At 71.0% G+C, this 25,550-nt stretch carries 31 protein-coding genes and 1 pseudogene; 18 read left to right on the forward strand and 14 right to left on the reverse strand.

The features are described from left to right. Nucleotides 1–204: 204 nt before the first annotated feature. The 14 genes from ACIBK3_RS18640 to ACIBK3_RS18705 form a co-directional block, all read right to left on the reverse strand. Nucleotides 205–723, reverse strand: coding sequence for a hypothetical protein (locus tag ACIBK3_RS18640; protein WP_266586581.1), 519 nt, complete (start codon nt 721–723; stop codon nt 205–207). 32 nt (nt 724–755) lie between these two features. Beyond that, entirely contained in the window at nt 756–1,553 is a 798-nt protein-coding gene (locus ACIBK3_RS18645) for a hypothetical protein (protein WP_266586582.1), read from the reverse strand. Nucleotides 1,554–1,854: 301 nt separating this feature from the next. Next, a complete protein-coding gene (locus ACIBK3_RS18650; RefSeq protein ID WP_266586584.1) occupies nt 1,855–2,394 on the reverse strand; it encodes a hypothetical protein in 540 nt (179 codons plus the stop codon). A gap of 23 nt (nt 2,395–2,417) precedes the next feature. After that, nucleotides 2,418–3,206: a hypothetical protein gene (locus ACIBK3_RS18655; RefSeq protein ID WP_266586586.1), complete on the reverse strand. Its 789-nt coding sequence runs from the start codon at nt 3,204–3,206 to the stop codon at nt 2,418–2,420. A 34-nt stretch (nt 3,207–3,240) separates the two neighbouring features. Continuing rightward, a complete protein-coding gene (locus ACIBK3_RS18660) occupies nt 3,241–3,693 on the reverse strand; it encodes a hypothetical protein (RefSeq protein WP_266586588.1) in 453 nt (150 codons plus the stop codon). 44 nt (nt 3,694–3,737) lie between these two features. Next, a complete protein-coding gene (locus ACIBK3_RS18665; RefSeq protein WP_266586590.1) occupies nt 3,738–5,252 on the reverse strand; it encodes an ATP-binding protein in 1,515 nt (504 codons plus the stop codon). Between the two features lie 45 nt (nt 5,253–5,297). Beyond that, nucleotides 5,298–5,840, reverse strand: coding sequence for a hypothetical protein (locus ACIBK3_RS18670; RefSeq protein ID WP_266586592.1), 543 nt, complete (start codon nt 5,838–5,840; stop codon nt 5,298–5,300). A 24-nt stretch (nt 5,841–5,864) separates the two neighbouring features. Continuing rightward, nucleotides 5,865–6,335: a DUF6238 family protein gene (locus ACIBK3_RS18675; protein ID WP_266586594.1), complete on the reverse strand. Its 471-nt coding sequence runs from the start codon at nt 6,333–6,335 to the stop codon at nt 5,865–5,867. A 56-nt stretch (nt 6,336–6,391) separates the two neighbouring features. Continuing rightward, nucleotides 6,392–7,864 (reverse strand): SCO6880 family protein, encoded by a 1,473-nt coding sequence (locus tag ACIBK3_RS18680; protein WP_266586596.1) that lies wholly within the window; start codon nt 7,862–7,864, stop codon nt 6,392–6,394. An 87-nt stretch (nt 7,865–7,951) separates the two neighbouring features. Beyond that, entirely contained in the window at nt 7,952–9,313 is a 1,362-nt protein-coding gene (locus tag ACIBK3_RS18685) for an ATP-binding protein (RefSeq protein ID WP_399366885.1), read from the reverse strand. A gap of 39 nt (nt 9,314–9,352) precedes the next feature. Further along, complete coding sequence (locus ACIBK3_RS18690; protein WP_266586600.1) at nt 9,353–10,039, reverse strand: hypothetical protein; 687 nt, start codon at nt 10,037–10,039, stop codon at nt 9,353–9,355. After that, the gene (locus ACIBK3_RS18695; RefSeq protein WP_033530972.1) at nt 10,039–10,347 is read right to left on the reverse strand and encodes a DUF6112 family protein; all 309 of its coding nucleotides are present in this window, start codon (nt 10,345–10,347) and stop codon (nt 10,039–10,041) included. Before ACIBK3_RS18695 ends, ACIBK3_RS18690 begins: the two co-directional genes overlap by 1 nt. Nucleotides 10,348–10,601: 254 nt before the next feature. Beyond that, on the reverse strand, nt 10,602–10,967 hold the full coding sequence (locus ACIBK3_RS18700; protein WP_266586604.1) for a hypothetical protein: 366 nt from the start codon (nt 10,965–10,967) through the stop codon (nt 10,602–10,604). 142 nt (nt 10,968–11,109) lie between these two features. After that, nucleotides 11,110–12,225, reverse strand: coding sequence for a C40 family peptidase (locus ACIBK3_RS18705; RefSeq protein ID WP_266586606.1), 1,116 nt, complete (start codon nt 12,223–12,225; stop codon nt 11,110–11,112). Between the two features lie 527 nt (nt 12,226–12,752). On the opposite strand from ACIBK3_RS18705, the gene ACIBK3_RS18710 reads away from it, so the two are divergent. The 18 genes and pseudogenes from ACIBK3_RS18710 (at nt 12,753) to ACIBK3_RS18795 (ending at nt 25,550) form a co-directional block, all read left to right on the forward strand. Next, a complete protein-coding gene (locus ACIBK3_RS18710) occupies nt 12,753–13,508 on the forward strand; it encodes a site-specific DNA-methyltransferase (protein ID WP_054243551.1) in 756 nt (251 codons plus the stop codon). A gap of 169 nt (nt 13,509–13,677) precedes the next feature. Continuing rightward, a complete protein-coding gene (locus ACIBK3_RS18715) occupies nt 13,678–14,328 on the forward strand; it encodes a DUF4913 domain-containing protein (protein WP_266586608.1) in 651 nt (216 codons plus the stop codon). Continuing rightward, entirely contained in the window at nt 14,325–14,810 is a 486-nt protein-coding gene (locus ACIBK3_RS18720; protein ID WP_266586610.1) for a hypothetical protein, read from the forward strand. Before ACIBK3_RS18715 ends, ACIBK3_RS18720 begins: the two co-directional genes overlap by 4 nt. Continuing rightward, complete coding sequence (locus tag ACIBK3_RS18725; protein WP_269653734.1) at nt 14,807–15,565, forward strand: DUF3631 domain-containing protein; 759 nt, start codon at nt 14,807–14,809, stop codon at nt 15,563–15,565. The genes ACIBK3_RS18720 and ACIBK3_RS18725 overlap by 4 nt, the downstream gene beginning before the upstream one ends. Nucleotides 15,566–15,594: 29 nt before the next feature. Further along, on the forward strand, nt 15,595–16,068 hold the full coding sequence (locus tag ACIBK3_RS18730) for a GNAT family N-acetyltransferase (RefSeq protein ID WP_266586614.1): 474 nt from the start codon (nt 15,595–15,597) through the stop codon (nt 16,066–16,068). Next, the gene (locus ACIBK3_RS18735; RefSeq protein WP_266586616.1) at nt 16,065–16,754 is read left to right on the forward strand and encodes a hypothetical protein; all 690 of its coding nucleotides are present in this window, start codon (nt 16,065–16,067) and stop codon (nt 16,752–16,754) included. Before ACIBK3_RS18730 ends, ACIBK3_RS18735 begins: the two co-directional genes overlap by 4 nt. 56 nt (nt 16,755–16,810) lie before the next feature. Beyond that, entirely contained in the window at nt 16,811–17,533 is a 723-nt protein-coding gene (locus ACIBK3_RS18740) for a hypothetical protein (protein ID WP_266586618.1), read from the forward strand. A 199-nt stretch (nt 17,534–17,732) separates the two neighbouring features. Further along, nucleotides 17,733–18,059: an SH3 domain-containing protein gene (locus ACIBK3_RS18745; RefSeq protein ID WP_266586620.1), complete on the forward strand. Its 327-nt coding sequence runs from the start codon at nt 17,733–17,735 to the stop codon at nt 18,057–18,059. A 114-nt stretch (nt 18,060–18,173) separates the two neighbouring features. After that, nucleotides 18,174–18,629, forward strand: a complete 456-nt coding sequence (locus tag ACIBK3_RS18750; protein WP_266586622.1) for a hypothetical protein — start codon at nt 18,174–18,176, stop codon at nt 18,627–18,629. Continuing rightward, the gene (locus tag ACIBK3_RS18755; RefSeq protein ID WP_266586624.1) at nt 18,626–19,069 is read left to right on the forward strand and encodes a hypothetical protein; all 444 of its coding nucleotides are present in this window, start codon (nt 18,626–18,628) and stop codon (nt 19,067–19,069) included. Before ACIBK3_RS18750 ends, ACIBK3_RS18755 begins: the two co-directional genes overlap by 4 nt. A gap of 11 nt (nt 19,070–19,080) precedes the next feature. Continuing rightward, the gene (locus ACIBK3_RS18760) at nt 19,081–19,500 is read left to right on the forward strand and encodes a hypothetical protein (protein WP_266586626.1); all 420 of its coding nucleotides are present in this window, start codon (nt 19,081–19,083) and stop codon (nt 19,498–19,500) included. Between the two features lie 30 nt (nt 19,501–19,530). After that, entirely contained in the window at nt 19,531–20,421 is an 891-nt protein-coding gene (locus tag ACIBK3_RS18765; RefSeq protein WP_266586628.1) for a winged helix-turn-helix transcriptional regulator, read from the forward strand. Then, nucleotides 20,418–20,933: a hypothetical protein gene (locus tag ACIBK3_RS18770; protein ID WP_266586630.1), complete on the forward strand. Its 516-nt coding sequence runs from the start codon at nt 20,418–20,420 to the stop codon at nt 20,931–20,933. Before ACIBK3_RS18765 ends, ACIBK3_RS18770 begins: the two co-directional genes overlap by 4 nt. Beyond that, on the forward strand, nt 20,930–22,168 hold the full coding sequence (locus tag ACIBK3_RS18775) for an MFS transporter (RefSeq protein WP_266586632.1): 1,239 nt from the start codon (nt 20,930–20,932) through the stop codon (nt 22,166–22,168). Before ACIBK3_RS18770 ends, ACIBK3_RS18775 begins: the two co-directional genes overlap by 4 nt. Then, nucleotides 22,165–22,428, forward strand: a complete 264-nt coding sequence (locus ACIBK3_RS18780; RefSeq protein ID WP_371651764.1) for a hypothetical protein — start codon at nt 22,165–22,167, stop codon at nt 22,426–22,428. The genes ACIBK3_RS18775 and ACIBK3_RS18780 overlap by 4 nt, the downstream gene beginning before the upstream one ends. Nucleotides 22,429–22,521: 93 nt before the next feature. Beyond that, nucleotides 22,522–23,742, forward strand: a complete 1,221-nt coding sequence (locus tag ACIBK3_RS18785) for an ATP-grasp domain-containing protein (RefSeq protein WP_266588546.1) — start codon at nt 22,522–22,524, stop codon at nt 23,740–23,742. Further along, complete coding sequence (locus tag ACIBK3_RS18790; RefSeq protein ID WP_266586634.1) at nt 23,739–24,902, forward strand: MFS transporter; 1,164 nt, start codon at nt 23,739–23,741, stop codon at nt 24,900–24,902. The genes ACIBK3_RS18785 and ACIBK3_RS18790 overlap by 4 nt, the downstream gene beginning before the upstream one ends. Continuing rightward, nucleotides 24,899–25,550, forward strand: a pseudogene (locus tag ACIBK3_RS18795) (HAD family hydrolase). The gene ACIBK3_RS18790 and the pseudogene ACIBK3_RS18795 overlap by 4 nt, the downstream one beginning before the upstream one ends.

The raw sequence follows: 25,550 nt of genomic DNA on the forward strand, positions 1-25,550 counted from the left end.
CAGCCTTCCGGCGCGTCTTCGATGAGGTACGCGGCCAGTGCCTCGGTGTCGCCGGCGAACCGGTGCTGGTGCGCGGTGAGCAGCAGCGGCAGGTGATGGCTGGGGTAGCCGTCCCAGTGGACGTACGTCCCGGCGTAGCCGGTGACGGTGGGGCGGGCGATGACAGAACGAGTGGACAGAGAATCTTCCTGTCGACGGGGCGGGTCAGCGGGAGGGGCGGCGTGCGGGCGCGGCCGGTGGCGCGGGTGCCGCCGCGGGGCCGCTCGTGGGCTGTGCCGGGGCTGTCGGGTGCGTGCGCCGGTAGGTGTCAGCGAGGTGGTTGTCAGTCAAGTAGCTGAGTTCGTCTCCGAGTTCGGACAACTGCTCGGCGTGCCGGCGGTACCGTTCGGCGATCTTCGGCTCGTGGTTGCGCTCGCACCACTCGGCGGCCGTCTCCAGGAACTGGTGCAACTCGCTCAGAGCGCTGTGTCCGTCGCCGAGGACGGCGGTGGCGACGGTCTGGAACTCGGCGCTCGTGCGCACTTCGTACAGCCGGCGGGTCCAGGCGATGACGCTCTGCCCGGCGTCCTCGATCGTGAGGCCGTCGGTGAACTGCTTGGCGTCGTGGGCGGCCCAGCGGTGCAGGTCGTCGGTGGTGGGCCGGTTGCCGCGGTGGGCGCTGATCTGCTCGCTGGTACGACCGACGTTGTCGTACAGGTCGAAGTCGGGGTGGGGCAGGGACAAGGAACTCCTCGGGGCGTGGAGCCGGGCCGCGGTTACGAGCGGGTCGTCAGTGCGGAGGCGACGGGCGGCCCGGAGGCGTCGGTGCGGGCGCACGTGTAGCCGATTAGGCGGGACGGGGTGGCCTTGTCCGGCACGGTGGCGGCGTCGGAGCAGACGAACGTGTACGTGACCGAGGTGCGAGGGATGTCGTGGAGCCAGGCGCGGTCGTCCTTGCCGGGGTTGATCTGCAGCCCGGAGTGCGCGACGGCGTCGGTCTGCGTGTGGGTGTGGGCGAAAAGGATCAGCGCCCCACCATCGGTGGTCTTGAGCGCGTAGGCGTCCTTGTAGCGGTTGGCTGCCCCGGCGAAGACGGTGGTGCCCAACTTCCCGTACTTTTTGGTCGTCTTGTCGTGGACCTTGATCTGCTGCTTGCTCGCCGTGGTCGGGGTGAAGACCTTGGTGCCGGTGTTCACCCCGCCGGTCGCGAAGTTGTCGATCACCGCGGTGCGCAGCAGGTCGGCATCGGCGGCGAGCTGCTTGTTGCCGTCGGCGGCGACTGCGGTGGCATAGCCGTGCTGGTCGAGGGCGATGTCCGGCAGTGTCTTGTCGTCGAGGTCGACGACGGAGACCATCTCCCACCGCGTGTGCTCCGGCTGCTCGGCGAAGACCGCAAGTCGGCTCGGATCCTTGCCCTTCTGGCCGGAGAGCGCGGCGGCGAACCAGCGTTCCTGGCCAGCGGTGAAGCGCGGGATGTACAGCTTGGCGTTGGCGGTGTCGTACGACCACGGCTTGTACCGCTTGCGGTCGGCCTTGGCCAGGCCCTCGTCCTCCTTGTAGTCCGCCACGGACATGGCGTACAGCGGGCCGTCCTCGATGCTGTCGAGGAGCGTGCGGTCGTTGTCGGCGTTGGCCTCGTTGTTGATCTTCGAGTAGTGGGTGATCTGGGCGAGGGCCTCCTGCTTCGTCAGCGCTGGTACGGCGGCCGGAGCGGGGGAGGCGGTGCGAGTGGCCTTCGCCGCGACGTCGTGGCTGCCGGTGTCGGAGGTCGTGCAGGCGGACGCGGTGAGGGTGACGGTCGCGAGCGTGGTGAGCAGCAGGGCTGTGCGGCGGGCGGGGGTGTGCGAGGGGATGGGGGCGCTCCGGGGGAGGGGATCAGCGGGATCGGGATGGGGTTGGGGCGGCTGACGGCGGGGAGGGCATGGAGGTTGCGGCCGGTGGTGTGCGGGTGTCGGCAGCGGCGCGCAGGTGCTTCGCGGCGCGGGCGAGGTAGATGCGGCTGTCGCCGAGGCGGTCTTCGAGCCGTTGGTGCTCGGTGGTGATCGCCCGGTCGCGGGCGGGGCCAGGGGCCTGGTGAGCGAGGTCGGCGAGCTGGCCGAGGCGATGAACTGCGGCGCTGAGGGCGGCGAGCGCGAGCCCGGTGGGTTCGGCGGCGCTCGCGAGCGCGAGGGTCGTGCGGCGCACCGTGGTCGTGGGCCGGGCCGAGGAGCGGGCGGCGGCGCGATGGCGGAAGGCGCTCTCGCCGGCCAGGAATCCCAGCAGGCGGGCCAGGTGACGGACTTCGTCGTCCAGGATCTCGCTCAGCGCCGGATCCGGGCGGATCTGGTCGGGGAGCGGAAGGTGGTCGGCAACGGTGTTGAGTCGGTCCGCCACGTCGTGCAGCAGCATCCGCTGGTCGGGGTCGGACAGCGGCAACTCCTTGATGCGGAAGCCGGGTTCTACCGGCGAGAAGTGGATTTCGGGGAGGAGGACACCATTGGCAGCATCTTGCTCGCGGGTGCTGATGCCGCAGTGGGAGGCGGGAGGGGAGCGGCGCGGCGGAAGTTGACCCCGATGCCCTGGAGTGTGAGCCGCTGGGCGGCGAGTTGGACCAGCAGGGCGCGCTCCTTGGAGCTGTAGGAGGCCGGCAGCACGAAGGCGAACTCATTCGGCCTGTACTGGAAGTTGCAGCCGAACAGCGTCATGCGTGCCTCTTCGGGAACCGAGTCGTATGGTGCTCCCACCACACCGTCCGGGTACCAGACCAGCGTGAGAGTCTGGGCGACCTCGGGCGCGGGCTGTCGGTGCGGCGGCTCGGGCTGGCTAAAGGCGTTGTGACGGACCGCGTCCAGGGCCGCCCGGTAGCGGGGCAGCACGCGTCGGGTGACTGCGGCGGCGGCGCGGGCCGGATCGTTGGGGACGGCGATGCCGTTCGGCTCACGTACCGGGGAAATCTGGTGGGTCTTGAAGCCCTCGGGCTCCAGTGGGGCCACCACGAACTGGTGGCGGTACAGGGGCCGGTCGGTGACGTAGAGCTGCTCTCCATCGGGGCCGTTCAGGACGGCGTCGTGGCCGAGGACGTACTGGCTGACGATGTAGTCGACGTGGCCGGCGTCCCAGAGCCGTTCGATGGTGGGGAACTGGTCCTGGTAGGTGGGGTGGCGGTGGTACTCGCTCGTCCAGGTGCCGGGCAGGCGTTCGGCGAGCGCGGCGGCGAAGGCGGACAGGTCGGTGCGAGTCGGGGGCATGGGCTCCTGGGGGTTCTGTGCGGCGGGTATGTGGTCAGACGCGGCGCAGGCTGTCGAGTACGCCGCCCCACTGGGGGCCGTCCCAGTTGATGACCAGCGCGGATCCGTCCGGCTTGAGCTTGAGTGTGCCCCGGGCGCGGTCCGAGTCCGGTGTCGTGCAGTGCAGGGTGAGCACGGGTGTTTCCGTGGTGGTCTGGGCGAGAGTGCCGGGGCAGGCAAGGGTGCCGGTCGTGGTGACGGCGGTTCCGGAAATGGTCAGCGAGGCGATGGGGCTGTCGGAGTTGATCGGCCGCCACGTGCCGTCTAGCCCGTGAACTGTGTGCGTGGCGGCCGGCGTAGGGGTGCGAGGTGCCGGGGAGACGCTGACGGAGGTGGTGTCAGTGGCCTCGGTGGTGGTGCCGCATCCGGCTACCAGGGCGGTGGCTGCCAGGAGGGCGGAGCCGGAAACCGCCGCCCGGTGACGTCGGCGTGGGGTGAAGGCGGACATGGGAAGGCTCCTGTCGGTCGTCGAAACGCGAGGTGAGCGGGGTTTCAGTGCATGCGGGCGTCGGTGTCGAAGAGCGCCAGCTCGTGGGGGTGCAGGAGGTGCTGCACGATGAAGCTGCGCCCCGCGACCTTCCACAAGCCTCGGCCCCGGTTGAGGTGGGAGATCGCGTCGGTCTCCACCGAGGTCAGGCCCAGCAGGGCTGCTGCGGCATGGAGTTGGTCGGTCTCCTGCCGGTAGATGATGCGGGTGGAGCAGTCGGCGAGCAGACCTTCGGCCAGGGCCCGTCCGCGGGATCCGGCGTCGCCCGCGGTGAGTAGGTCGGACAGCCGGTGGATCACCAGCAGGTTCGCGATGCCGAGTCCGCGGCTCAGCTTCCACTGGGACTGCATGCGCTGCAGGAGGCCGGGGTGGCGCATCAGGCGCCAGGCTTCGTCGTAGACGATCCAGCGCCGGCCGCCGTTCGGGTCGGACAGTGCGGATTCCATCCACGCGGACGCGCAGGTCATCGCCAAGACCAAGGCGGTGTCGTCGCCGGATCCGCCCAGGCGGGACAGGTCGATGGTGAGCATCGGCGAGTTGGGATCGAAGGCCACCGTGCTCGGGGCGTCGAACATCCCGGCGAGGTCGCCGTGGACCAGCCTGCGCATGGCGTGGGCTAGGTCGCGGGAGGCGTCGCCGAGTCGGCCGGACATGATGCCGCCGGCCACGTCGAGTTCGTCGGGGTTGTTGAGGGTGGCGGCGATGTCGCCGAGCAGCGGGGTGCGACCGGTGGCGGCGGCGCGGGTGACGACGGCATCCAGCGCGACGTCGAGGCCGGTGTGCTCCATCGGCAGCAGGTCCCGCCCGAGCACGGTGCGGGCCAGCGAGCCGAGCAGCAGCAGGCGGCGCTTGCGGATCTCGCCCGCCCAGTCGGCCTCGGAGACGCTGTTGGGCCGCGGTGCCGCGTCCAGCGGGTTCAGCTTTCCGGGCAGGCCCGGCCCGAGCGCGATGGAGGTACCGCCCAGCGCCTGCGCCACGGGCGTCCATTCCCCCTTCGGATCACACGGGACGTAGACCCGGTACCCGAAGGCGATCGATCTCAGCGCGAAGGACTTGGCCAGCGCCGACTTGCCCTGCCCGATCACCCCGGCAAGGAGCACGTTGGGGTTGGTGAAGCCCTCGACCTTGCCGTACAGCGCGAACGGGTCGAAGCAGAAACTGGCTTCGGCGTGGACGTCGCGGCCGATGTAGATGCCCTCGGCGCCGAGGCCGCCTTCGGCGAGAAACGGGTACGCCCCGCTCGCGGTAGCGGTGGTCATGCGGTGGGCGGGCAGCTTGAGCCTGTTGTTGCGGGAGGACGCGGGGCCGGGTCGCCCGGCGGGTGGGAAGAGGGGCGCCGGTATCTCCTGTTCTGCTACGCCAGCGCCGCTGGTGTGGGCGGCTGCTTCGAGGCGGGCCTTCGCGGCGGCCTCGGCGAGCTGCCGGCGGGCAGCCTTGCGGGACGCGCGATCGGTGCCGTGCGGGGTGAACAGGGGGCTGGCGCTGGCGCGGCGGGCTCGGCGCGCAGGCCGGTGGCTCATGACGGGGCGGCTTTCACGTGACGGCGGTCTGGACGCGGCGCGGGGTCAGACGACCGGCGAAGCGGTGAACAGAATCGGGCTGCGATAGCTCTTGCCGTCGCCCGACCAGTCCAGCTGGATGTAGCCGTCTGCGAGGTAACGGCCGGAGCCCGCCTTGGACTTGAGGGTTCCGGTCGAGTAGGAGCCGTTGCCGTTGCCGCTGCTGTGTTCGAGCGCGTGCTCCAGGCCGGTGTAGGCGCCGGACTTCACGACCGGGTCCGTGCCGCTGACGCTCCGCTTGGTCTGGAGCTGGAACTTGGCCTTGTTGAAGGTCAGGGTGCTGCGGTTCTTGGCCGTGTACGGGCCGTCCCAGTACACGGTGGCGGTGGTGTAGATGTAGCCGCCGGATCGCATGGCGCACAGCGTCACGTCGAAGTCCCAGTTGTCGGAGTCGGGGCCGTTATAGCTCGGGTCGTCGACGCTGTGGCTGCTGGTCTTGCAGTGGTAGCTGGCGGCGGATGCCGGAGTGGCGGTGGCCAGGGCGGCGGTGCCGGCGAGCGCGGCGAGGGCGACGGCGGCGGAGGAGGTGGAGCGCTTCAGGTTGCGCATTCAGGGCCTTTCGGGGTGCGGGGGTTACTGGCTGCAGGTGGTGGTGTGGCCGTGCAGCGGGGTGTTCAGGTCGCTGGGTGTGGTCTTGCGGCGGACGACGTGACCTGCGGCGAGGTGGCGCTGGCAGATGGTCAGGACGGGTGGCCCCTCGGGCAGCCGCTCGGGGTGGCATTCCGTGTCCGTTGGGGTCTCGTCCGCGGCGGGCAGGAGGTGGAAGGCGTCGTGCACTGCGGCGGCGGACTGCCACAGCCGGGTGTGCGCGGTGGCGAGGTGTCGGCCGGCGGCGGGATGCGGCGGACGGGTGGATTCGGCGAGCTGGTCGAGCAGGTGGTGCAGTGCGGTCAGATGGGCGTGCAGCACGTCGAGGTGCACGCGATCCGCGGGTGAAGCGGTGTGCTGGGTGCGTGGGGTGAGGGCGCGGGCGTGGTGGCGGATACCGGCGCTGGCGGCCCGCAGGTACGGGTACGCGTCGCTGACGGGGATGGCAGAGGTCAAAGGGGGAGATTTCCTTCCTGCCATGGGGCAGGACGTCGGCTGGTGCCGGAGTGGGGCTACAGGGCCGTGCGGGCGAGGGGGAGGGCGCCGAGCGTGAAGGCGTCGGGCTGCTGGAAGTTGAGCCGTCGCAGATCGACCTGGGCGGTGACGGCGGCGGTCTCGATCTGCGCGCACGCGGCGTCGAGCAGGGCGTCGGTCTCCGCGGAGACGGTGAGCAGCCCGGTCAGCGACACGTCGGCGTGTCCGGCGATCAACTGGCGCTCGCGGACCTTGACGTCCGCGTATTCGACGGAGTCGGCTTCGGAGTCGACCTGCCCGCGACGTGAGCGTTCGTTGGCGTCGGCGATGATCGCCGCCTTCTTGCGCTGCACGTCGCGCATCGCGGACTCGAGCCCCTGCGGCACATATATAAGGGAGAGGGTGCGCCGGACCCCGGCGGTGAACATCAGGCCGTGCAGGAAGCCCGCGCTCGTTTCGGTGCGGGGCCAGTCCTCGACCCAGTAGGTGGCGTGCCGGGCGGAGTCGGTGGCGAGCCGGTCGTACTCCTCGACCTGGACCACGGGCCCGGCGGCTGCCGGGTCGGCTTCGGCCCGGCCGGAGTTGGACCACTGTTGCAGCGCGGACAGCGCCCTGGGGTCGTAGGCGGTGCGGATGACGGCGGCGATCTCGCGGGCGCTGAGCCAGCCGGTCACCATCAGTCCGGCGCTGCGCGCGGCCTGGGCGATGGCGGACGTGGTCTGTTCCATCACAGTGAAGGCGCCGGGCAGTCCGCCGCCGGCCTGACTGATGAGGCGCTTGGCGGCCTTGAGGTCGAGGGAGATCGCCAGGTACGCCTCGTGCGGGGCAGCGGCCGGGCCGGCGGAGGCGACAAGTTCGCTGTAGACCTGTCCGGCGACCGGGGTTTCGGGGTGGCCCTGCTGGGCCCAGTAGCGGGTGAGGGTGTCGCCGCTGTCGGGCACGGTGCGCTCCAGGACCTGCACAGTGGCGACGTGTCCGGTGCGGGCGATGCCCGCCAGGACCCGCCCCCAGCTGCTGACGTTGTGGTTCTGACTCGCCGGGTCGAGGAGCGCGAAGGCCCTGCTGGAGACGCGGGCGACGGTGGTCAGGGTCTGGCCGTGCGGGTCGTGCACGGCGGCGGCCTGGTTGGCGGAATCGCCGGGCGTGACGACGCGCAGTGAGGCGGCGGTGCCGGGCAGGTGCAGGATGCCGTCCTGGCGGGGACGGGTGACGGGCCGGGCGAGCCACAGACTCTGGCCGGTGCGCCGCCGCCGGGCGAAGCGCAGGACGATCGGCGCCCAGTCGATCAGCGAGCGGCCGTGCCTGCGGACGACGACCAGGGCGGTGACCGCGGCCCACAGCGGCGCCAGGGCGATGGCGCCGAGCAGCCCGGTGGATACCACCGTGACCAGCAGCAGAGCCAACGCGCAGGACACGAGGACGAGTTGGGGCAGGGAGAGGCCGAGCAGGATGCCGCGCCTGGACCGGTGGGGGAATTTGACGGTGAGCGGTTGGACGGTGAGATCAGACAAGGGCCGTTCCGATGGTGCGCGGGGCGGTGGCCGGGGCGGCGCGCGGCGAGGAATGGGCAGCGCGTGCCGCCCCGGAGTCGGGCAAGGTCACAGGCCGGCGGGCGGAGGCGGCGGTGCCCCGGTTCCGTTGGAGGTGCCGGCCGAGTTCGGTGCCGGCGGGGCGCCCTGCGGCGGTGGCGTCGAGGCGCCGGCGCCGGGCTGCGACATGAAGCCGCTGCCGCCGCTGGGGGGCGATCCGGAACCGCCACCCGGTCCGGGTGCACCGCCGAACTGACCACTGGTGTCGTCACGAGGGCTGGTCGGCGGGGGCTGGACGGCCTTGTCCAGACCGTTCTTGATCCCCTCGCTCCCGGACGACGGGGCGTTTGAGCTGCCGCCTTCCTTGCCGGTGTCCGGGTTGGCGGCGATGTCGCCGGGGAAGCCGCCCGGCACGGAGTCCGGGCCCTGGGGAGCGGCGCCTGCTCCGGCCGCGGCACCGCCAGTCCCCGCGGTCGCGACCGCGGCGGCGGCTTTGCGTCCGGCGCGTTCGGCGTGCTGACGGGCCATCTGCGCACCGGCTCCGCCGGAGCGGTGCAGGGTCTCGGCGTCGGAGCCCTCGGAGGCGGCCCAGTGCACGAACTTGAACGTGGCGTACGGGCATAGCAGGACCAGCGCCAGGATGACGATGCCGGCCATCACGTCGGCGAGGGCGGCGATGCCGTCCTTCGCCTCGGTCTTGCCCATCGCGGCGATCCCCAGGACGAAGATCACAGTCATCAGCAACTTGCTGACCACGAGGGTGGCGGTGGCTTCGATCCAGCCCTTGCGCCAGCGGCGGGCGACCTCCCAGCCTCCGCCGGCTCCGGCGAAGACGGCGAGGGTGACCATGACGAGGATGCCGACCTTGCGGACCATCATCACGCACCAGTAGAGGAAGGCGCCGATCGCGGCGCCGATGCCGACGAAGACGGTGACGAGCCAGCCCAGGCCGGACAGTTCAGCGATCTGTCCCACCTTGACGATGCGCCGCACCGCGGTGCCGATGTCGAGGTTGGCGGCCTTGAAGAGTCCGTCGCTCAATGCGTTGACGACTTCGATGGCGACGGTGGTGAAGGCGATCGCGGTGAACGCGAACAGCACGCCGGTGGCGGTGCCGGTGAATGCCTGGGTGAGCGCCTGGCCGTCGCGGCGGATCGCGGCGCGCACGAGCTGGGCGCAGAACGTGGCGACGAGGACGATCAGGCCGATCGGCAGGATCATCTCGTAGTTGTCTCGGAACCACCCGGCGTTCAAGTCGACCTTGGTGGTGGTGTTGACCGCCTCGGCGGCCAAGTCAGCTGCGGCCGCGGCGAGTTCGCCCGCGCTCTTGGCCATCCAGTTGCCGATGGCCGTGCCCGGGTCGGAGGCGAAATCCACGGCGTCACCGACGGCGCAGAGTTTGTCCGCGAGAGGGAGGTCGCAGAAGCCCAAGGGGGAATCCCCTCCTTTCTCAGGTGGGCTGGGGGCAGGTCAGGGCACGACGCGGGGGGCGATGGAGACCAGCGAGCAGTTCGCGTTGGGGCGGCACTGCACGGCGAGGGTGATGGAGCGGTCCTCGGCGCCGGCCCCGCCCTTCTTCCAGGCGATCTGCTGCTTGCCGGTGACGGTGACGGCGTAGATGTACGCCTCGGTGATCGCCGACGGATCGTCCGCCAGGGCCTGCTTGAACGCCGAGGGGTAGTGGGCCTCCGTGACGGTGGCGGTGGCGTACTGGTCCTGGTCGGCCATCCGCGACCACAGCACCGGTTCCGGCACCTGTGTGGCGATCGAGGACCAGTCGGCGTACTTCGTCTCCGACGTCAGCCACGCCCTCATTCCGGCGAGCTGCTGGTCACGGCTGGTGGTGCGGGTGTCGTACGACCACAGCGTTGCCGCGGCGGCCTTGGCGAAGGCGACCGGGTCCGCCAGCTGCGGGGGCTTGGCCACCGAACCGGCCCCGGCCGGCGCCGCCGGGCCGGCGGACGCGGAGGTTCTGCTGCTCGGCCCGGAGGACGGAGCGGCGGCCTGGCTGTCGCCGGCTGTGGTGCGGCCGGTGAGCAGGGCGACGACGACGGCGAGGGCCAGCAGGACGGCGAGGCCGGTCGCGAGGACCGTGATGCGCTGGCGGGTCGACCAGCCGAGGCCGTAGCCGGACAGGGAGGGGAATCGTTTCGGCATCAGTGGACCTGCGACCCCAGGGCGGAGAAGAACGCCACGACCCCGTTCGCGGCGCCGAGACCAAGGGCGGCGCCCGCCGCGACCACCGCGCCCTTCTTGCCGTTGGCCTCGGCCTGGTGGCCGCCGGTGTGGTGGCCCCACGCCCACACGCCGAGGGAGACGGCGAGCGCGCCGACAACGGCGACGATCGCGAACAGGTTGATCGAGTTGACGACGTTCTTGAGCACGGCGAGGCCGGGCAGGCCACCGCCCGAGGGCGTGATGCCGGGGTCGTAGGCCAGATACTGCACGGTTTCGAGCAGGTGCAATGAGGCTCCTTGGGCACGCCGAAGCCCGGCGCGCGGGAATCACAGAAAGGGCGAGAGGGCGAGGCAACTGCCTCGAGAAGGAAGGCCGGCAGCGGTGCGGGAGACGGCTGGCCCGGTCGGCGCCCGCGTTGGGGCGGTGTGGCGTGCACGAGGTCACGCAGGTTTCGCGCCGAGGGTGGACGAGGCCACAGGCCGGGCCGGGGCTGCTGTCGATGGCGCTTCGGCTCAGGCTCCGAACCGGCTTCCGGGGTGCGCTACTTCGGGATCGACGGCTTCGGTGCCGGGTTGGTCTTGTACGGGTTCGCGCAGTTGTAGATCATGTAGCCGCGGATCTTCTTGCCGTCGGACTTCCGGGTCACGGTGCCGCGGGTGTACCAGGTCTTCTCGGCCTTCTTGTAGGCCCACTGGTCGTAGACGACCTTGTCGTGCCGGTAGCCGATGCCCACGACGGTGGACGACTTCGACGGGGCCTTGCGGATCTTGACCGCACTGCAGCTGATCGTGGTGGTGCCGGTGTCGTACGCCTGTGCCGTGCTGGCGGTGGCCAGGCCGCCGGCGGCGACGGCCAGGCCCAGGGAAGCTGCCGCGAGGGCGCGCTGGGTGCTGTGGCGGGTTATCAAGTAGGTGCTCCGTGATGTCAGGGGAATGAGGGTGGGCAGGACGGCGGGTCCTGCGGGGCCCGTCCGAGGTGAGTGCGGAAGAGGCCCAGGGGGTATCCCGGTCAGGGGCGGTGGGCCGGGGCTGCCGCGCCCCGACCGGGGGTCAGATGACGCGGCGGGCGGCGAGGATGTCCCAGTCCGCGAGCGGCGTGATCCGCACAGGCTTTCCGGTACGGGGGGCCTCGATCGCGAGTCCCGAGCCGAGGTACATGCCGACGTGCTCGGGGCGGGCGGCGCTGCCGCGGGAGAAGATCAGGTCACCGGGCTTGAGCGCCTTGGGGGACACGGCCTTGCCCTCGTTGACCTGCGTATACGTGGTGCGGGTGAGCTGGATGCCGACGTGCTTGTACGCCTGCTGGGTCAGCGAGCTGCAGTCGCAGCGGCCCATCGGGTCGGGGCCGTGCGGCGCCGTGCAGGTGCCGCCCCACTGGTACATCGTGCCGAGCTGCGCCATCGCCCAGGCGATCGCCTCGCGCGCCTTCGGATCGGCGTCCTTCGGAATCGAGTAGCCCTTCGGTACCGACCCTTCCGGGATGCTGCCGTACCCGGAGCCGTCCTTGGCCGCCGCACAGGGCGCGGTACTGGAGGTGGTGTTCGTCTCGCTGGTGTCATGGTCGGCGTCGGGGAACGTCGCGGCGATCGCCTTGTGCAGGGCGGTCGCCAGCTCCTCCCAGTCGGCATAGGCGTCGGGGTAGCCGGAGCGCTGGACCTTCTGCGCGGCCTGGGCGACGGTCAGTTGCTGCCAACCGTCCACCGCGAGCAGGTGCTTGTAGAACTGCTCGCTCGCGTAGACGGGGTCGTGGATCTCCGTAGCGGTGCCCCATCCCTGGCTCGGCCGTTGCTGGAACAGACCCAGCGAGTCGCGGTCGCCAGCGTTCAGGTTGCGCAGCCGGGATTCCTGCATCGCGGTGGCGAGCGCGATGATCTGGCCCTTCTTCGGCACGTGGAGGCCGAGCCCGGTGGCCACGATCGTGCGGGCGTTGGGGATCTGTTCCTCGGGCAGGGACAGGCCCTCGACGTGCACGGCCTTGGCGGTCGCACCGTTGAGGATCTTGGTGACCTGCTCGACGACCGTGTCGGTGTCGACGTCGCCCACGCAGCTGAAGGACGAGTAGGTGGTCTGGGCGGCCTCGCTGCTGGTGGCCATCAGCATGGCCGTGCCGGCGAGGAGGAGAGGAGAGAGGACGAAGACGCCGATGCCGGCGGCCACGCCCTTCAATCGGGGACGCCTCCCGGGCGGCCGTCATGGGCCGGAGACCGGTGCGCGGGCAGGGGAGGGTAGTGCGATGTCACAGCGAGGTCCTTGGTGAAGTCCCGGCGGCGCGTGCGTCGTTGAGGAAAGGGCGCGACGGCCGGGGTGGTGGGTAAATCGGGGGCCCAGGTGCACGTGGGCGAGTTGCCGCTCGCGCTGGTGCAGAGGCGTCGGGTCAGGTGTGCCAGGACATGGGGATACCTCCACGAAGGCAGGGGCGGGGATGCGCCATCGGCGTGGTCCGCCGGGCAGTTCCAAAACACTAAGGGCGGATCCCCGGTTGCCGAAATCGTCTCTGATCAAGGCTCTATTTCGGGGTTTTCGGCGGCGATAGCGCTCAACCGGGGATCGTGCCCTACAGTTTTGTCTCCTCCCCTCGCCCCCGCCGCTGCGTGGCCCGCAGTGCCTTCCTGCCTGCATGCGGTCCCGCGGGTTATCCAGGCGGGCCGGAGCGTCTCTCCCTCACCTCACCCGACCCGAATTGGGGTATCTCTTTGCCTTTTTCCCTGCACCAGGGCGACGCGCTCGGCGTCCTCGCCGAACTGCCGGACGACTGCGTCGACTCCGTCATCACCGACCCGCCGTACAACAGCGGCGGGCGAACGGCCAAGGAGCGCACCTCCCGCAGCGCGAAGCAGAAGTACACCTCTGCCGACGCAGGTCACGAACTGCCGGACTTCACCGGCGAGAACATGGATCAGCGGTCGTACGGCTTCTGGCTGACCCAGATCATGACCGAGGCACACCGGCTCACCAAGGTCGGCGGCACGGCGCTGCTGTTCACCGACTGGCGGCAGCTGCCGATCACCACGGATGCCATCCAGGCCGCCGGCTGGCTCTGGCGTGGCGTGCTCGCCTGGCACAAGCCGCAGGCCCGCCCTCAGAAGGGACGTTTCACCCAGAACTGCGAATTCGTCGTCTGGGCCAGCAACGGACCGATCGACGCCTCCAGGAACCCGGTCTACCTGCCCGGCTTGTACAGCGCCTCGCAGCCGTCGGGCAAGAGTCGCCAGCACATCACGCAGAAGCCCGTCTCCGTCATGCGGGAGCTGGTGCAGATCTCCCCGCCCGGCGGCACGGTGCTCGACTTCACCTGCGGATCCGGCTCGACGGGAGTCGCGGCCCTGCTGGAGGGCCGCGATTTCATCGGCGTCGAGAAGACCAAGCACTATGCCGCGATAGCAGCCGACCGGCTCACTGAAACGCTGCAACAGACTTTGTCCCAGGACGACTTGACCCTCACGTCCTGAGCCCTGTTGTGCAGCGTGGTACGGCCTGTGGTGCGTGGCCCGTCATGCCATGGCCGTGCCGCGCTGGGCGTTATAGCAGCAAAGTCCCGGTTACCGAAACCGGGGATTCTCCGGATGGTTTGAGCCGGAATTCACGCCCACTGGCTGCGGCTCAAGGAGGCCCCTTTTCGTGCCTGAATCCATAGTCCCCCCGGAGGGCGGGGAGCCGGAACCGGTCCGGCTGCCGGAGTCCGATCTGGAGAGCATTGAGGCGAGCGTCCGCAAACTGCTGGACCAGTCTGCCGAGCAGGCCCGCCAGCTCGACAGCCTCGCCTCCGCACCGCCGCCCACGGACTCACCGTTCGGCGCCTTCGGCATGCCAGGGTTCGCGGGCCTGGCGCCGCAGAGCTCCTTGCCGGAGCCCCGCCCGATCCTGGAGCTGGAGGGCGAGGAGTACGAAGACGAGCTCGACGCGCTGTCGGACTGGGTGGATGACTTCCTCGTCCGGGTCTACGGGGCGGAGGTCACCACCGCCGCCCCGTGGTGCGAGCAGTGGCAGGAACACGCCGACGTCGTCGCCTGGCTCCACGCCCTGTGGCTGGCCTACCAGCAGCACAAGGATCCCGAGGCCGGTCTGTCCGGCCTGTTCGTCTGGCACCGGGACTTCCTCACCCACGCCATGGCCACCGTCCGGGCTGCCGGCGGGCCGCTGTCCGCGTGCATGACCGATCCGGACCGCCCCGCCCACCGCCTGCTGCCCGGACCGCCGCCCTCGAGCCGGACCACCGCCGAAACCGCAGAGTCCGACGAGAACGGCGCACCCGGCCAGGGGGCCGGATGAGCGGCCACGACCGGCTCGCCTTCGGTCTCTCCTTCGACCCGCGGGCCCTGAACGACCTTCTCCAGGCCCCCGCAGACATCCGCGACCTGGCGCTCGCCCAGCTCCAGGACGTCGTCAACGCCCGCCTGTTCGGCGCCAAACTCACCCGCGATCTCGCCGGATGCCGCAAGGTCTACGTCGATCACCGCAACGCGTGGCGCATCGTCTACGCCCAGCGGCCGGCGCCCGCGAACTCCACGCACACCACCGAGATCCACGTCGTGGCCGTACGCCCGCGGGAGGCGCACGACGTGTACGACACCGCCCGCGCCCGCCTCGGCATCACCCGGCGGCCCCTGGGCGAGCGCACCCACGCGGCCCGCACCCGCTCGCCGCAGCTGGGCGCGCGCCAGCCCATCCCCAAGCCAGGACCACCGCCCTACGCGATGCCCGGCCTTCCCCGACCCGCACTGCCCCCGACCCTGAAAGGCCCCATTCGTTGACGCAGTTCCCCACCCTGATCGACCAGGTCGCCGCCGCGGTACTGGCGCCGACCGAGGTCACCGAGAACCCGCACCACCGCGCCATCGTCGATGTGTTCGTCGAGATCCAGGACCTCGACCGGCAGCTCACCGCCCTGTCCGGCGCCGACCGTCCCGCCGGCGTCAGTGCCACCGAGCAGCTCGACACGCTCACCGACCTGCTGATCGAACGCATGGCAGCCGGAGCCGAGTTGAGTGCGCTGCTGTCCACCTCCTGCTGCTGCGCGGCTGCGTACGGGCCCGAACCGCCCAGCGAGTACGAGCCGGTGGAGGACGAAGAGCCCGACTTCGATCCGGACCTCGATCCCGACTTCGATCCGGACCTCGATCCCGACTTCGAGGGCCTCGACGACTTCGAGGATCTGGAGGGTCCCGACGACCTCGACGGCTTCGATGACCTCCACAAGGCCACGTGCGAGGAGTTCCTGACCTGCCCGAGCCGGCCGAGGACGATTGTCCACGCCTGCCTTGACATCTTCGACGTCCTGGGTGCAGCGGAGTATGTGAGCACCGCGGAGCTGGTCACGCGCCTGCGCGAGCTGCCCGGCGAGGCCGATGGACGCTGGCGCTATGCCGACCTCACCCCGGTCCGCCTCGCTCTGCTCCTGCGCCCCTACGGAGTCCAGTCCCGCAAGCCGCGCAAGGTCGACGGCAGCCGCTACCGGGCCTACCGGCGCGGCGACCTGCAGGCCGCCCGCCCGGACTGCTCCTGCTGACCCACCCCGCCCTCGCGCGTACCCGCGAGGTGACGGCGGCGGACTGGGACCTGGTCGCCGCCTTCCACGCGCAGTGTTCCGAACAGAACCTGTTGCGCCGCTGGGGCCGCACCCGCCTCACGCCCCGCGACCTGACACGGCTGCTCGCCCAGGCGCAGTGCTGGCTCGGACTCGACGCGGACGAGCGGCCACTGGCCCTCGTCTGCCTCGGGCCCGTCAGCCGGGAGCCGGGCGTCGTCGACCTCGGACTGCAAGTCGCCGACGACCACCACCGCCGCGGCATCGGAACAGCCCTGGCCCGGCAGGCGGCCCGGATGGCCCGCACGCGCGGGGCACACACCCTCACCGCGTTCACGCAGGCGTCCAACGCGCCGATGCTCCGGCTCCTGGAGCGTCTGGGGCCCACCCGGCGCACCCGCGACGGCCCCTACGTCGAGGTCAGCATCGCCCTGGACGCGTGCGCCTCGGACGCCCTCCCGCACACAAGAACCGCTCCGACATGAGCTCACCGCCCGCCCCCTCGCCCAACCGCCACCCGCGCACCGTGCTCGACCACAGGATCGAGACGGCCGCAGGGTGCAGCATCGAGACGCTGTGGCGGCACCGCGAGGCCGGTCTCCTCGACGCACCGCAGGCGGCCCTGGCGGACGCCCACCGCGACCTCGTCCGGGCCGAGCGGGACGTCACCTTCCACCGCGCCCGTCTCGCCCGCCTGGTGTCCGGCGAGTTCCCCGTCGATGAGGCGCTGTTGGCCCGGATCGAGCGCACGGTCGACCAGCTGGCGCACGCCATCGGCGAGCGCGACGCCGAGCAGGCCAAGGCCGCCGCCGCGCTGGAGCCGATCGAAGCCGCCGCCCCGCGAAGAGCGCCACGGCAGGTGCCGACGAAAGACGTCGCGGCCCTGCTCGCCATCGTCCAGGGCGCCAAACTGCACGAGAACCTCCTCACCCACCGGCTCGCCGTGGTCACCCCCTCCCGTACCCGCATTTCCTACGCCCAGCTGCAGCGCCTGCAGGCGAGCGGCCTCGTGGACCGCGACACCTCCCACCCAGTGCACGCCGGCCAGCCCGTCACCCTCACCGACGCCGGCCGGGCCGTCCTTGCCGCCCCGCGCCCCGCAGGCCCGCCCGGCACCACGCCGTCGCCCCAGTCAGCGTCATCACGCGCTCCCGCACACCTGCGTCGGTGAACAGATCAACACGCCCTGCCCACGACGTCCATGGCGTCGTTGCACCGAAAGCACCGATGCCCACCTACGAACCGGATTTCCGCCTCGACGGATATGAGGCCGTCAACGACCACGTCGCCGACCAGTTCTGGCAGCACATCACCATCGAGCAGGACATGCTCACCCTGCTGGCCGAGCACCACACCGAGGACGGCGAGCACAGCTTCTACGTGATGCACAACCGCGCCGTCACCTGGGGCATCCCCGGCGAACCTCAGATCGTCGCCCTGCACCTCAAACGCGACTCGGCGGCGCGCACCTTCCGCTTCACGCACAAGGAACTGCCGCTGCCGTCCATGGCTCAGTCCTGGCTGATCGCCCGCGGCTGCCCCGAGGACAAGATCCTCCTGCCCGACGGCATGGGCACCACACCCGCCAACCAGGCCACCCGCGCCCTGGAGAAGCGACTGCGCAGCGACGGCGACCATTTCGCCCCGCTGACCAGCTACACGCACGACGCCGAGCCGATAGAGACCACCGTGCTGCTGCGCGCCATCGACGAGAAGGCGCCACTGCCGTTCCGGGTACTGCTCGAAGAGGTCGACACCGACGCGTGGACGCACACACTGCGCGAGGGCGCCTTCGCCACCTTCGAGGCAGCCACCCAGTGGTGGGAAGCGCACTGGGATGGCGAGGCGATCCCGCTGCCGGCCGCGTCACCGCCAGCCCGCCACACCACCGCTCCGGGCGTCCCCGCTCTGCCCGCGCACCCCGCTCCATCGCGCGGTCCGGGCCGCTAGATTCGCGGCTACCCACCGGATTTCCCCTTCCCCGCCCACTGAAATGCCGGCTGCCCTGAGCTAGGCGGCGCGGAACATAGCACGCAATCCCCGGTTACCGAAACCGGGGATTCTCCGGACTCTTGTTCTCGGCCCGCACGGCATCAGCCCGGGTCCGCTTCCGCAATCCCTTCCCTATTTTCGTGGAGGTCAATTCCCCATGCGCACCAGCCGCATAGCTGTCTCCGCCGCCGTTCTCGGCGCGCTCGCTCTCCCGCTCGTCTCCATCCCCACCGCCAGTGCCGCAACCACCGTCAGCAGCTGCTCGGCAAAGCCGCTCCCGTACAAGGTGCACACGAAGGCTGTGACGATCCGCTCCAAGGCGTCCGCCAAGTCCACGGCGCTCGGCGTGCTCTACCGCAGCCACAAGTTCACCGTCCACAAGAGCAGTGGGAACTGGCGCTACATCACGGACAAGACCACCGGCGTAAAGGGGTGGGTGTCCGGAACGTACGTCTACCGCGAAACCGCGATGTGCCTGGACTAGCAGACCGGCCCGCAATTCCCCTCTTCGGCATCCGGGTTCGCGGACCGCTCCCGCACGGACCGGATTTGCAGTGCATTTTCCTGCCCCCGAAAAGCGAATGAAAGGAGCCTCTCCGTGCCCGAGTTCAGCGAGGACGTGATGGGCGTCGTCACTGAGCGGATCGAGGACCGCTTCCAGATGCCTCTCGCCGATCTGCGCCGGGCGGTTCAGGCGGCACCACAGGCCAACCCCGATGCCACGAGTGTCGTGCACTGGTACGGCCTGCTCGCCGAAACCCAGGACGCACTCGACACCGTGGAGGACGCGCTTGTCGAGGCGCTCGGCACGCACCCGGGCGAACTCTACGGCGCTGTCATGGAGTTGGCGCACCAGGTGAACGCCGCTGTCACTGCACGTGACGGTCGCGTGATGGTCGTGAACTACCTCCTCGACCCCCTCGCCCCTGGCAAGCGCGGGCCTGGCGCCTGGCGTGGTGCCGACCCCGCCGCGCGCCGCGCGCCGGCGCTGCCCACCGCGGCGCCCGCACTGCCCGGCGAGCGGGGTATCCCGACGCGCGGGGTGACGCGATGAGCGTCATCGACAAGTCCACCAGCCGCGACACCGTGCTGGAGGAGGCGTTCGGTGCCTCCGTCGCCGAGCTGTATGCGCAGGCAGCCCATCTTGAGGTCTGCGCCGCCCTCCACCGTGCGCTGGAACTGCGTAGCTTTCTCGCGGTCGCCGAGGAACAGGTCGTCCGCGTACGTGATCGCGTCCACGCCTCGATGTCCTGCGACCGCGACCTGGGCGAGCTGTCCGCCGAGGACCTGCGCTGGGACGCCCAGTGGCTGGAGGCTGCGCTGGCCGGCCGGGACGGCTACGTCGCCGCCCTCGACGACCTCCTGCGGACCATGCCCGCTCGCGATCAACGCCCCGCGCAGTCGGTGCGGTTCGCCCAACCGAAGATCACCGCCACTGCTCCGCCCGCCCCGGCAACCGGCCGTGCCGGGGCGGTGCGGACCCGCCGTCCCTGAAAGCCCGCCGATTGCCCCTGCCCGACGCCACCGCCCACGCCATCTCCGAGATCATCGCCCAGCGCATCGAGGCGCTGTTCGGACAGCCCCTCGCCGAACTCGATGCCCTCGCCGGCAACACTTCCGACGCCACCCTGCTCGCTGCGCTCACCGGCAGTCACAGCGATCTGGTGCTCGCTGAGCGCAACATCGCCTTCCAGCTGGAGAGGCTGCGCGAACTCATCGCTCCTGAGCGGGAGATCGGCCGTTTTGCCGCCGGTCACATCGTCGACTGCGCCCGCCGCATCGCCGAGTCCGTCGCCGCCCGCGACGCCTACGCCAAGAACACCGGCGCGGTCCTGGCAGGACTGCGCCGTGCACCGGCCCCCGACACTCCGCCGGCTGTGCCCGTACCCGCCGCCCCGGCGACCGCCGCCTCCCGCACCCGCTGATCTGCCCGCACTGCTTGAGGAGCCCCATCCTTGGCCACCACCGCTCAGCCCCCTACCACCCCGAACGACTACTCCAGCGTCACCAAGACGCTGGATCTGCTCGCCACGCGCTGGAGCGTGTGGGTGCTGATGACCCTCTCCTCCCAGCCGCTGCGCTACGCCGAGATCAAATCCCGGCTGCCGTGGCTCGCCGACGGCCAGCTCCACCCCCGGCTGCGCCACCTCACCAACGCTGGCGTGGTCGAACGCACGGAGTACGCCCCGCGCCACGTCACGTACGGCCTCACTGGCCGCGGCGCCGAGCTGTTGCCCGTCCTGGCCGTGATCGCCTCCTGGGGCGATACCCACTTGGAGAAGCAGCTCGTCACCAGCAAGGCCACCGGTGAGCTGGAGCCCGAGCGGATCCCCCCGGCCCAGAACATCGACGACACGATCACTCTGATCGCCCCGCGGCACGCCACCCCGATCCTTATGACCCTGCAGGCCCGGGGCCGTGCGAGCGCCAAGACCCTGGCCACCGAGGCCATGTCCGGCTACGGGCTGAACGCCGTCTACAAGCCCCTGGACCGCTTGGTCGCCGACGGCCTCGTCACGGCCACCGGCAGCGGCGACTTCCAGCTGTCCGCTAGCGGCCAGGCGCTCGCCCCCGTCTTCCAGGCCATCACTGCGTGGGCTGTCCTCCCGTCCGGCGGGGCCGAGCCGTTTCGCCGACCGGGGACCGCCCCGTCCCAGACCCGCTCCGGCCCGTGGGCGACCACCCCGACGCGCCTGCCGGCGCCCCCAGTTCCGGCCGCACAGTCTGCCGTCCCTGCCCTGGCCGCCACCCCGCCGCCCAACGGTCCGGAGTGGAAGTCCAGCGACCTCTTCTCCCACCAGATACCCGCCCGCCCCATCACACCGGAGGGAGGCCCGCGCCGATGACAGCCGCCCTGCCCACCAGCGTCCTGCGCGAACGCCGAGCGATCCGGACCCTGTCCCTGCCGGGCCTGATACGCCTGATCACCGAGATCGACGACAACGGCCCTATCAGTCGCCAACGCGGCAGCCTGCAGGGCGCCCTCGGCGACCTCACCACCGGACAACTGCGCCACGCCATCGACACCGCACGCGACCTCGGGCTCATCCATGCCCGCGGACACGCCTTGGCCCGCTACCAGCTCACCGCGAGTGGCAAGGACCTCGCCGAGGTGTACGACACCGCCGCACGCTGGGCCCGAACCAACGAACTCCCCAGCCGAACCAGTGACTTCGTCGCGCGCGTCCAGCATGCCTTCCAGATGCAGGACGGCAGCCTGGGGCAATCCGGCGCAGCGACCGAACCGTCGGCTCCGCGCGCGGCGCTGTCCGAGTGGCTTACGGCGTACCCCCGCGTCCTGCACCAGGACATCGCCCGCTCGTCCCGTGCGGCGGAGGAATCGGGGCGCGCTGCGTGAGATCCCGTGTCGGACCCTGGCATGCCCGTTGCCCGGTCCCCACTCTGCTGCGCGGCATCTACCTGCCGCGCAGCACGGACGCTGCCGCGTTCGCCATGGCCACCTACGGCATCCCGCTGCTGGTACTGGCCACCACCAACTCGGCCGCCCTGACCGGCCTCTCGTTCGCGCTGGAATGGGTGCCGAGGCTGGGTTCGTTCGCCTTCGCAGGAGTTCTGGTCGACCGCCACGGGACCACCGCCGTGCTCCGTTTCGCCTCTGCGGGCCGGGCCCTGGTTGTCCTGGCCACCGCGTTCATCTTGCCAACGCAGGCGGGCCTCAGCGCGACGGTCACCGTCATGCTGCTCGCCGCGTCCACCGGGATCCTCACCGAATGCTCCTACATCGCGGCCGAGACCGCGGGCGGAGTGGCAGGCCGCGAGGCCGGCGCCCGCGCCCACCGCGTTCAGTCGGTGCTGCTCGGCATCGACCAGGTCGCCACCCTGGTCGGCCCCGCACTCGCCGGGCTGCTCCTGCAGCGGGCCGGCGCCACCGGAATGCTGATCGTGATCGCCGCATTCTCGCTGCTCACCAGCGCCTTGGCCCCGCGCCAGCGCCACCGGAGCAAGCCCGCCGCGCCGCGGCCCGTCCTTAAGGGGCTGTACACCGGCTGGTCGACCCTCCGCGCGCTACCGGCCCTCGGCTGGCTGGTGACCGGACTGACCGTCTCCAACCTGACCGTCGGCCTGCTGCAGGCCGCCACCCCAGTGATCATCGTCAAACAGCTCGGACACTCCACGGCCGACGTCGGCCTCATCTGGTCGGCAGCCGCCGTCGCCTCGCTCCTCGCGGTCGCCCTGTGCCGCCGGGCGATCGACCGCTTCGGCCTGTGGCCCATCGGCGCCGTGTCCGCCACGATCGCCGCCTTGGCGTGCCTGGCCGTCTCCTTCGCCGACACCTACGGCACCTATCTCGCCCTGATCGCCGTCCTCATGGCCGGCGAGGGCGGCATGACCGTCGTGCTGCGCACCCTGCGCTCCCACCTCATCCCCGCACCGGTGTTCGGTGCCACCCTGTCGCTGACCATCCTGCTGCTCCTGCTGCCCTTCCCCATCGCGGGTGTCCTCGTCGCCACCGTGCCGCCCGCCCAGCTCGGCCACGTGATCACCCTCTGCGCCGCACTGCAGGCCCTGGGCCTCTTCGCCTCCTTCGCCCGGCTGCGCGCCACCCCCGCCCTGCGAACTTCTCTCACCTGACCTCTCGGAACACCCCACGGAGACGCCGCCAAACCCACCTCCCGCACCCTTGCCGATCTCTACGCCCTGCCGGTATCTCGCCCGTCGCTTCGAGCCACCGGGTCGGTCTCAGGACGTTGTTCGAGGACCTGCGCTGGCAGCTGCCCGCGGGCGTGCGCGGACTGAACAACTCCTTCACCGCCCTGTACGCCCGCAAGTTGATCGAGGACCACCCCCAGTGGGCGTCTGCCTTCGAGCTGCGACGCCGCCGCACCCCCTGACCCAGGCGTCCTGCCTCAGCTCTCCGTTCCCCCGCACTGTTTGGAGCCTTGTTGTCCTCTCGCCCCGTCGTCCTGGTCGTTGCAGCCTCCGACATGGAGGCCCAGGCGTATCGCGGCACCTGCCTTCAGAACGTCGCCGCCCACTACGACGTCGTCCTGATCTCCGGCGCCGCGCCGACCTGGGAGAAGGAGTTCCTCCTCGACTACGAGGTTGCCGACCCCGCCGATCAGGCGGCGCTGACCGCGGCCGGGCACGCGCTCGCCGAGCGGCACACGCTGGCCGGCGTGATGACGTGGACCGAGTGGTATCTCATCCCCGTCGCCCGCCTGGCCCGCCGGCTCGGCCTGCCCACCACCGCTCCGGAGGCCCTCCAGGGCTGCCGCAACAAGCACACGAGCCGCAGCCTGTTCGCCCGCCACGGGGTGCCCTCCGCCGCCTCCGTCAGCGTGCGCACCGAGCACGAGGCGGCAGCTGCCGTCCGGCGCATCGGCTTCCCCGTCGTCCTCAAACCCGCCGCGCACGCCGCGAGCATGGGCGTTGTCCGCGTCGACACCGCCGACCAGCTGCCGGCCGCGTACGCCTTCGCCGCCAAGACCGCCAGCCACGGAGTGGAGAGCACCCAGGTCCTGGTCGAGGAGTACCTCGACGGCCCGGAGGTGAGTGTTGAGTGCGTCACCCACCAGGGGCAGACCACTGTCGTCGCTGTCACCCGCAAGACCGTCGGCATGCCGCCCCACTTCGAGGAGCTGGCGCACATGGTCGATGCGACCGACCCGCTCCTTCCCACCGTGGCCCCGGCCGCCGTCTCGGCCATCGACGCCCTCGGTGTCACCGACGGCGTCAGCCACGTCGAGATCCGCGTGGTCGACGGCCGCCCCCGCCTCATTGAGGTCAACGCGCGGATCGCCGGCGACATGATCAGCCACCTCGTTCACCTGGCCACCGGCGTCGACCTCGCCCGTGCTGCCGCAGACATCGCCTGCGGACATACTCCCGACCTGACGCCGACTCGCCACCAGGCCGCGGCGATCCGCTTCATCTACCCGGCCTACTCCGGCACCCTCACCGCCCGCTGTGTCACGGCACCCACCGGGGGAGTGGAGCGCGTGCGCTTCCAGCGACAGGCCGGCGACCAGCTCGTGCTGCCGCAGGACGGGGGCGATCTGTTCACCGCCCGCATCGGCTACCTGATCACCACCGGGCCGACCGCCACCATCGCCCAAGCCCGTGCCCAGGAGGCGTACCGCAACCTCGACGTCCAGGTGGCTGCGGTCGCGCAGGCGGCCCCGGCCACCCGGGAGCACGCCGCGTGAACCAGACCGCGGGACCCGAGCTGGCGCGCAGCCGCCGTCTGCTGACCGGGTACTTTGCCGGCTTGGGCGTGGTGATGGCCGTCTGGGGCGCACGCATGCCGGCCGTTCAGAAAACCGCCGAGGTGAGCACCGCCGGGCTCGCCCTGGTCCTGCTGGCCGCTGCCCTCGGCATGGTCGTTGGACTCCAGACCGGCGGACGCCTCGCCCACTCGGCCCGCCTGCCCGCACTGCTGACCGGCGGTGCCATCGCTCTCGCCGTCGGCCTTGCCGTCCTCGGGGTATGCCGCAGCCTGGAGAGCCTCCTGGTGGCGGCGTTCGTCTTCGGCGCCGCGCACGGCGTCCTCGACGTCGCAGTCAATGCCGCCGCAGTCCGCTGCCAGGACGCTCACGGCCGCCCGATCATGGGCCGGTTGCACGCGAGTTTCAGCCTCGGCGGCCTCACAGGCGCTGTGCTGGCCTCAGCTACCGCCCCCACCCCGCACACCGTCCTGTTCGCCGGCGTCGCCGCCACCGCCGCCACGGCGGCAGGTGCGGCGACGCGCCTTACCCGCTGTCTTGCCAGCCCTGGACTCGAGCCCGTCCACGACCGTGTGGCACCGGGCTTGGACGAGCGCGGGGGTCTGTCGCGGTCCCGATTGTGGCTGCTGGGCTCGCTGGCGGCCGGAACCCTGCTGGGCGAGGGGGCCGCTGCCGACTGGGCTGCCGTCCACCTGCACGACCTCGGTGCGACCGCCGCGACCAGCGCCGTGGCGTACGGCGTCTACAGCGCCGCCATGGCGGCCGGTCGCCTCGCCGGAGACCGGCTCACCGCCCGCTTCGGCGCTCCCGCTGTTGTCCGGGCCGGCGCCGCCCTGGCCGCGCTCGGCCTGGCAACCGGGCTTGCTGGCTCCACCATCGTCTTTGCCCTCCTGGGGTGGGCGGCCTTCGGCCTGGGGTTGTCCGTCACCATCCCCAGCCTGATCACCGCCGCAGGCATCGGCGGCCCCCGCACGGTCGCCACCGTCGCGGTCACCGGCTACGTCGGCCTGCTCGCCGGCCCCGCCCTCATCGGCGCCCTCGCCACCGTCACCGCCCTGTCGCACGCGCTGCTGCTGCCCGCCCTCCTCGCCGCTGCCGTCGCCGCCCTCGCTCCCAAAGCCCTGGAGAAACCCAGCCCTTGACCCACACCTCCGTCTCCCCGAACGGCGTGGACGCCCTACTCCTCGACTACAACGGAGTCCTCGGACTCCAGCCCAGCCCCGGCATGTGGACCCGCCTCGCCGACCTCGCCGAGTGGCCCGACCGACACCTCCCCTCCTTCCAAGAAGCCTTCTGGGCCCCCCGGAACGCGTACGACGCAGGCGAACTGAGCGATCTCGCCTACTGGGCGAAGGTGCTCGGGCACCATCCCGGCGCGGTGGCTGCGTACGCTGCGGGCCGCCGATACCGCCATGTGGACCCGCACCGACCCCAGAGTCCTCGACATCCTGTACCGCGCCCGGGCCGCGGGGCTGCCCATGGTGCTCCTCTCCAACGCCCCGGCCCACCTCAGCGACGTCCTGGACGCCACCAACTGGCGGCGCGATCTGATGAGTGACGCCCTGTACTCCGCCCGCTTGGGCCTGTGTAAGCCCGATTCGGCCGCGTACGAGCACGCCCTGGCGGCCACCGGCGTCGCCGACCCGGGACGCGTGCTGTTCGTCGACGACCGCGAGGACAACTGCAGGGCCGCCGCCGAGTTGGGCCTGCGCGCCCTGCACTACGCCGGCCAACCCGCAGACCTGGAACACCAGCTGCTGCCCGCACTTGCGAACAGCACGCGTACCTGA

It is taken from the genome of Streptomyces sp. NPDC050287 (genome assembly GCF_044459385.1).
Taxonomy (GTDB): domain Bacteria; phylum Actinomycetota; class Actinomycetes; order Streptomycetales; family Streptomycetaceae; genus Streptomyces.

Bases quoted from the DNA above. Each gene is read 5' to 3' on its own strand.
- ACIBK3_RS18645 (WP_266586582.1), bottom strand. From the start codon at position 1,553: ATGTCCGTGGCGGACTACAAGGAGGACGAGGGCCTGGCCAAGGCCGAC.
- ACIBK3_RS18655 (WP_266586586.1), bottom strand. From the start codon at position 3,206: ATGCCCCCGACTCGCACCGACCTGTCCGCCTTCGCCGCCGCGCTCGCC.
- ACIBK3_RS18660 (WP_266586588.1), bottom strand. From the start codon at position 3,693: ATGTCCGCCTTCACCCCACGCCGACGTCACCGGGCGGCGGTTTCCGGC.
- ACIBK3_RS18665 (WP_266586590.1), bottom strand. From the start codon at position 5,252: ATGAGCCACCGGCCTGCGCGCCGAGCCCGCCGCGCCAGCGCCAGCCCC.
- ACIBK3_RS18670 (WP_266586592.1), bottom strand. From the start codon at position 5,840: ATGCGCAACCTGAAGCGCTCCACCTCCTCCGCCGCCGTCGCCCTCGCC.
- ACIBK3_RS18690 (WP_266586600.1), bottom strand. From the start codon at position 10,039: ATGCCGAAACGATTCCCCTCCCTGTCCGGCTACGGCCTCGGCTGGTCG.
- ACIBK3_RS18720 (WP_266586610.1), top strand. From the start codon at position 14,325: ATGAGCGGCCACGACCGGCTCGCCTTCGGTCTCTCCTTCGACCCGCGG.
- ACIBK3_RS18735 (WP_266586616.1), top strand. From the start codon at position 16,065: ATGAGCTCACCGCCCGCCCCCTCGCCCAACCGCCACCCGCGCACCGTG.
- ACIBK3_RS18740 (WP_266586618.1), top strand. From the start codon at position 16,811: ATGCCCACCTACGAACCGGATTTCCGCCTCGACGGATATGAGGCCGTC.
- ACIBK3_RS18745 (WP_266586620.1), top strand. From the start codon at position 17,733: ATGCGCACCAGCCGCATAGCTGTCTCCGCCGCCGTTCTCGGCGCGCTC.
- ACIBK3_RS18755 (WP_266586624.1), top strand. From the start codon at position 18,626: ATGAGCGTCATCGACAAGTCCACCAGCCGCGACACCGTGCTGGAGGAG.
- ACIBK3_RS18770 (WP_266586630.1), top strand. From the start codon at position 20,418: ATGACAGCCGCCCTGCCCACCAGCGTCCTGCGCGAACGCCGAGCGATC.
- ACIBK3_RS18785 (WP_266588546.1), top strand. From the start codon at position 22,522: ATGGAGGCCCAGGCGTATCGCGGCACCTGCCTTCAGAACGTCGCCGCC.